Here is a 6,260-nt window from a genome sequence, read left to right as displayed (position 1 = left end):
TTGAAATGGCTACTGGTGAACCAGTGGTTTACGACTTCGATGATAAGTTGAACATAGTATCAAAGACTAAGCTCGACTAATTAAATTGATTAAAATGAAAGAGACCGTCTCGACGTGAGAGGGTCTCTTTTTTTGGATAACTTGCGATATCGTATGATGAAACGGTCACCAGTGGTCACTAATTGGTCACTGATAATTTAATTTTTAAAATTATTTTTTAACTTAGTTAAGCAGACTTTTTTACACCTTATACATTATCACGGACCTTATTAGGTAACTTACCGTACATCTTTTTAAACATGCTACGTGCAGTCCGATAATTGGTTAATCCATTTTGAACAAATAATTTAGTGACTGGAATTTTGGTGTTAATTAAGTCATCATACATACTACTTAATCTAATTTGATAAATATACTCTAAAATAGTCAAACCGGTTTGCTGCTTAAACATGCGTGATAGGTAGCTGGGGTTATAACCGAATTTTTTAGCTAGCATTGAAATACTTAAGGCTTCCCTAAAATGGTCGTTAATGTATATGATAAGGTCTTTTAGATTACTTGAGATACGAGCTAGTGGAGTTGATTTTGTAGTGAAGTTAACTACTAAAAGTTTCATAATTTGTAAAACTATTTGGCCACAGTCAAAGAGATATCCAGGGTAAGCACTTTGTACTACTTGGTTAAGCTTGGTTAGCCACTCAATGATTTCCTGGTATGCAGCGGGGAATTTATCGGATAGTTGAAAATTTAAATCCCGAATGTTTTTAGCATAAGGCTCCACAAACTTAATAGGAACTTGAAGCACAAAAGAGTGGTTAGGGGTATTAGTAACATCGTGGATTACTCCAGAAGAGATAATTACAAAATGACCTGCAGTAATTTGATGAGCTTGACCGTCATATTGAAAAATTAATTGACCACTCATAACGTAAACCAATTCGAGACTGCTGTGCCAATGAAAAGGGACGTAACCGTTACTATCAACTATCGATTCGTAAAATCGAATGCCAACGTCTAAATTAGAAATCACATTTTCATGATGTTGATTAACCACATTAATTCCTCCTTGAAAGGTTACTTTCTTTACCTTTAACTATTCATATTTTGACTAAAGATTTGAAAAATAACTTTTGTATCCGGTTTCATGATAGCATAATTTACATATTAAGAAGCTCAAAATATGATTTGTATTTCTTAAAAACCTATTAAGCAGAGGTGTTTACAAAAATGGCAACGATTAAAAACCCAATTATTCCAGGAATGGCTCCAGATCCATCAATTATTAGAGTAGATGATGATTATTACATTGCCACTTCCACTTTTCACTGGAATCCAGCAGTTCAAATTTTTCATTCCAAGGATTTAGTTAATTGGAAATTAATTTCGTACGCATTAACTAATAATGAGGTTGATTTACGTGGTACAGATACCCCGGCAGGAATTTGGGCACCCCACCTATCTTACGATAAAGCTACGCAAAAATATTGGTTAGCCTACTCACACATGCAAAATATGAGCGGACGTGAATTTAACGCCGATTCATTTGCAATGTGGGCCGATGATATTAAGGGTCCGTGGTCCCAACCTATTTACTTGACTTCAATTGGTTTTGATCCTTCTTTATTTCATGATGTTGATGGGAAGCATTACGTATCTATTTTAGAATGGGAAACGCGTACGGGATATCAGGCTCCGGGCCACATTGTGATTGCTGAAGTGGATTTAGTTAATGGAGGTATCATCGGTGATTGGCACCGAGTGACAACTGGTTTTACGACTAGAGGCTGTGTGGAAGCACCACAACTTTACTTCCATGATGGTTATTATTATCTATTACTGGCATCGGGTGGCACGGGCTATGCTCATGGAATTGAAATTGGTCGGTCAAAAAATGTATTTGGGCCATATGAAGCCAATCCAACTGGAGAGCCTATCATTACTTCTTCACCGCATCATTTATTTTCCTTAGGTGATCCAGATGCTGGTCACTTTGAAATGTATAATCCAAACTCATTAATGCAAAAAGCAGGACATGGATCATTAGTAAAAACCGCTGAAGGCAGATGGTACATTGCTCATCTAATGTCCAGACCATTACCGAATACCAAATTAAATCCACTAGGCCGCGAAACTAGTTTGCAAGAAATGCGTTGGAATGATTCAGGTTGGCTAGAAATGGCTGATGGTTCTAACTTCGCTAAATTAAAGATTAGCGGAATCCAGGGACCTCAAAACTCACATCAATTTGATATTGATACTGATTTTGATCAAACGGAACCTGATCTGTGCTTTATGACTCCGTATCGAACTCAAAATTCGGATTGGGTAAATACGACTGAAAATTATGGCTCTTTGAGAATTTATGGAGGAAATTCTTTCTTCTCTAAATTTAATCCAGCCATTATGGCTACTAGAGCTACTTCATTAGATTACAGAGCAGAAACTAAGGTAACTTTTGCTCCCGACCATTATTCAGAAACTGCCGGATTGGGATTATATTATGATGCTAATAACTGGTTATATGCTCATTTGGGATTGGATGATACCGAGGATCGAATTGTTCTAAAAATTTTACAGGCCAAACTTGGTGAACGTTGTGATTATGTATTTAGCGAAGTATCAGTTCCTGAAGGCAAAGTAGAGCTAGCTATTGAATATCATTTAGGTCAAGCACAAATTTGTTACAGATTAAATGATAACGGTCAATGGCAGTCATTAAGCGAGCCAATTGATGTTCAGTATTTGTCTGACGAAGGGGTTAATGGAGCTCCTGGTGAAATTGGTGGCTTTACTGGTCTATTTAACTTTATTGGGGCCGTGGATGCTCATCAACACCGGTCATATGCTGATTTTGATTATTATCGAGTTACTAACAAGGAGTAGATTATGGATAAAACAACAATTTCATTAAAACGATTAATTCCTGGATTGATTATTGGTCCAGCAAGCTGGTTAGGACCCTACATTGTTATTAACAGTTTATTCTTGCCAGCTTTAATTCAACATTTGGATGCACCACATAAAATTGAACTAGTGGCATTATTTTCGACTTGTGGAATGATTGTTGCAGCTATATCTAACATGATTGCTGGTGCACTATCTGATAAAACTCATTCACGCTTTGGTAAGCGAGCACCGTGGATTGTTGGGGGAGCCTTTGTCTTTATGCTAGCCATGATGGCAGCTTCTATTTCGCCAACTATTCAAGTTTTATTAACTGCGTGGATGGTTGGACAAGCAGCACTTAACTTCATCGTTGCACCAATGGTAGCATGGTTAGATTTTGCCCCTGAAGATGGTAAAGCCACTGCTTCAGGTGCCTATGGTGGTTTAGGAATGGCACTTGGCAATAACGGATTTAACGTTATTGGGGCTATGTTTTTAAGCCAATTTAGATTAGGATTTGTGATCTTTGGAATTGTTGCTTTTGTTGGGGTACTAATCGCGGTTTTGATTATTCATGAACCAGCTAATCAAATGGCGGTTGATGAATCCAAGAAAGAAAAGCCAAAATTAACTTTGCATGATGCTAAAGCAATTTTTCCTAGTTGGTCAGTAGGCCGAGATTATTATCTAGCTTTAATTGGTAAATTATTTCAAGGAGTTGGAAACTTTGCCATTTCTGGTTACATTTTATACATCATGACGGATTTTCTACACCGTGGTAGCCAAACTCAATCATCCATTCAACTTATCAATATGATTATGCTTGCATTTGGTATTTTAATGGGCTTTATCGCTGGTCCGATAGCTGACCGGTTTAAAATTTTGAAGTTACCAGTAGTGATTTCTACTTTATTTTTAGCGGCTGGGGCATTAGCATTATTTTTCTTTAGAAATAATATTGGAATTGTAATGTATTCCTTTGCTGCTGGAATCGGGATGGGAATGTGGAACTCGTTAGATAATTTACTGAATTTAGAAGTTATTCCAGATCCTAATCGAGTAGCTTTCTTTTTAGGGGTTTATAACTTAGGAAACACAATCACCCAAGCGATTGCACCAGTAATTGCAGCAGCAGTAATTTCTTTATTTGGATTTTCGGCTATTTTTATTGTTTCTTTTGCTTTTTCATTAATTGGTGGATTATCTATGTTATCAATCAGATCTATTAAAAAATAAATAATATTTATTAATACTATCAATTTCTAAGAGTGGTTAACCACTTTTATTAAGAAATATCACTAGTGAATTACTTAGTAAGATTCCAAGTGCAATGATAAGTATAAATTGAATGACGGTTTAAAAAAGAGACCCGCTCAATGTGAGAGGGCCTCTTTTTTGGTGATAATAGCTGTGAATAATATTTATTTAGTTTGTTGTTCTGCCAGCTTAACCATGACGTTATAGAGTTGATCCAAGTAACGCTTTAATTCTGGTCCTTGTTTAAAGCGAGAATAAATACGTTCAGCATTTAGGCAGAAGACAGCAATATCTTTCTGTTTTTTGTCTGGAACGGGATAATCCATGACGACTAGTTCGTCTTCACCGAAGAACATTGTGTCGTTCTTGTAAGTAATTGGTTGGTGAAAAACGTCTTCGATTCCGTTCAAGAAAGCTTGGTTAAACTTAGTGTAGTTACCAATCGGATGTAGATTGTAGCCACCATAAATAGCGCCATCGTCGAATTCGGCAATAAGTAATTGTTGTCCGCGTGATTTGCGTTCGGACAAAAAGGCGGTAAAACTGATAGGATCATTGGTGTTACTGGTATGAATTGGTTGATCCTGCCAAGTCAGTGTAGTATCTGCTCCTGAGTTGGCCATGGCTGCTTGGCGTTCTTTGCGTTTTCGGGATCCTTTTCCCATGATAATCATCCTTTCAGAATTAATAGCTCACTATTGAGTGTAAACTATTCAATTAAGCAACTCAAATTGAACCGAAATATCTCCGAATCCTTTGGAATGATTAGAGTAGTGACGAGCTACGAAAAGTAAAAGAGGATATCTTATCATAAGATATCCTCTTTTCTTATACGAGCGTTCCGTATCAATATCTTTGTTTGAATGATTGTCAGTTAACCGTTGATTATGATTACCCATGCCGACTAGATTTCCAGCTTTCATCTTTTGCATTCTTGCGACTAAATAACTCATCATAAGTCCTCCATTCTTTGGTTTGGCGAATTAGCGGTAAAAAAACGTATCTGGGGTTTTGAAGTTAGGATTCAAAAAAATATAAGAAAAGCCCCATTTAAGGGGCTTTTTTATCTATAAAATAAAGTTTAGAAAAGTCTCTATCGTGCCACTTTCATACATGATGTATAGTCCAAGTGGAATGAATACTAAGGGCACAACGATTCGCTTGTATTTTTCAATTGTCTCGGATATTAACGGAATAGAGGATAGCACCCGACTAAGCTCGCAAAAGATAATTATGCCGATTGCAAACACAAGCAACGCCACGAGGGTCTGTGCCCAATCTAACGAAGCAAAATAAGGTATATAGATACCTAAATTATCTCCGCCAGACGCAATTGTCAGCAATGTAACTGTCCAAAACAGTTGATTTGCCTTGCTTTGTTCTAATCTTTCAATAATTTCTTCCTCTTCCTCTTCCTCTTCTTCTTCCTCACCTTCTCCAACAATTGCAAAGCGAATCCCTAAATAGATAGGGATTAAACCAAGCAGTCCAACCATCCATGCTTCAGGCACGAAATTGACGACATAAGCAGCAACTAAACTCACCCCTACAAGTAAGCCCGTGCCTAGATATTGCCCCGCATAAATATGCCATTTCTGTTTATTCTGTGATAGCTGTGCAAATAAAATAATCAAAACAATTAAATAATCGATACTGGTGGAAATATAAACACCAATAGCAGATATGATTGTCTGTCCCATAAAAAACCTCCTGTATTAGTCAGTAATAAATCAGCAGATTTTAGGGGAGCACAGACACATTAATTTAGCTATCGCTAGTGGGTAATGCCGGACGTAAGAAAGCATTTTACTCCTCCTCAAAACGTAGTTACAAAATGGTTTCTAACTGGAATTCGGTGATTACTTCCAAGTAAAGTATAACCCACTATACTTTACTTCGTAAAGGTGGGCTCACCGAGGGGTCTTGCAGACGGCTCTGTCGGCTCTTTTGAGCCGAGTATCAGCGCACCCTATGGTGCAATTAGCTGATACCTGTTTGACGTTTTGCTGCCCTACTTTTTTAAGTAGGTATGCAAACCTCAAACTAAAATAAAAGCCCCCTTCGACTTGTGCCATACCCCTAAAGTTAAAGTAAATATTTAGTTGTCTTTCTAGGCG

General features: G+C 37.2%; 5 protein-coding genes and 2 pseudogenes. 3 read left to right on the top strand and 4 right to left on the bottom strand.

Annotated features, from left to right (window positions below; all coding sequences use genetic code 11):
- A pseudogene (gene gpmA, locus OXT66_RS09340) lies at positions 1-80 on the top strand (2,3-diphosphoglycerate-dependent phosphoglycerate mutase); the annotation flags it as partial.
- 167 nt (positions 81-247) lie between these two features.
- On the opposite strand, the gene OXT66_RS09335 reads toward gpmA, so the two are convergent.
- Complete coding sequence (locus OXT66_RS09335; RefSeq protein WP_268597037.1) at positions 248-1,054, bottom strand: AraC family transcriptional regulator; 807 nt, start codon at positions 1,052-1,054, stop codon at positions 248-250.
- Positions 1,055-1,227: 173 nt separating this feature from the next.
- Here OXT66_RS09335 and OXT66_RS09330 point away from each other — a divergent pair, with 173 nt between their 5' ends.
- The gene (locus OXT66_RS09330) at positions 1,228-2,883 is read left to right on the top strand and encodes a family 43 glycosylhydrolase (protein ID WP_268597036.1); all 1,656 of its coding nucleotides are present in this window, start codon (positions 1,228-1,230) and stop codon (positions 2,881-2,883) included.
- Between the two features lie 3 nt (positions 2,884-2,886).
- Positions 2,887-4,122 (top strand): MFS transporter, encoded by a 1,236-nt coding sequence (locus tag OXT66_RS09325; RefSeq protein ID WP_268597035.1) that lies wholly within the window; start codon positions 2,887-2,889, stop codon positions 4,120-4,122.
- A 185-nt stretch (positions 4,123-4,307) separates the two neighbouring features.
- Here the strand turns inward: OXT66_RS09325 and OXT66_RS09320 are convergent, their stop codons facing one another.
- The 3 genes and pseudogenes from OXT66_RS09320 to OXT66_RS09310 form a co-directional block, all read right to left on the bottom strand.
- Positions 4,308-4,808, bottom strand: a complete 501-nt coding sequence (locus OXT66_RS09320; RefSeq protein ID WP_054671607.1) for a hypothetical protein — start codon at positions 4,806-4,808, stop codon at positions 4,308-4,310.
- A 165-nt stretch (positions 4,809-4,973) separates the two neighbouring features.
- Positions 4,974-5,096: pseudogene (locus OXT66_RS09315) on the bottom strand (plasmid recombination protein); the annotation flags it as partial.
- 114 nt (positions 5,097-5,210) lie between these two features.
- Positions 5,211-5,843 carry a CadD family cadmium resistance transporter gene (locus OXT66_RS09310; protein ID WP_268597034.1) on the bottom strand — a complete coding sequence of 211 codons (633 nt, stop codon included), beginning with the start codon at positions 5,841-5,843 and terminating at the stop codon, positions 5,211-5,213.
- Positions 5,844-6,260 lie beyond the last annotated feature (417 nt).

This window comes from Lentilactobacillus senioris (assembly GCF_026798195.1).
GTDB lineage: Bacteria > Bacillota > Bacilli > Lactobacillales > Lactobacillaceae > Lentilactobacillus > Lentilactobacillus senioris_A.
This window is presented reverse-complemented; position numbering and strand designations above follow the sequence as displayed.

Bases quoted from the DNA above. Each gene is read 5' to 3' on its own strand.
- OXT66_RS09330 (WP_268597036.1), top strand. From the start codon at position 1,228: ATGGCAACGATTAAAAACCCAATTATTCCAGGAATGGCTCCAGATCCA.
- OXT66_RS09325 (WP_268597035.1), top strand. From the start codon at position 2,887: ATGGATAAAACAACAATTTCATTAAAACGATTAATTCCTGGATTGATT.
- OXT66_RS09320 (WP_054671607.1), bottom strand. From the start codon at position 4,808: ATGGGAAAAGGATCCCGAAAACGCAAAGAACGCCAAGCAGCCATGGCC.
- OXT66_RS09310 (WP_268597034.1), bottom strand. From the start codon at position 5,843: ATGGGACAGACAATCATATCTGCTATTGGTGTTTATATTTCCACCAGT.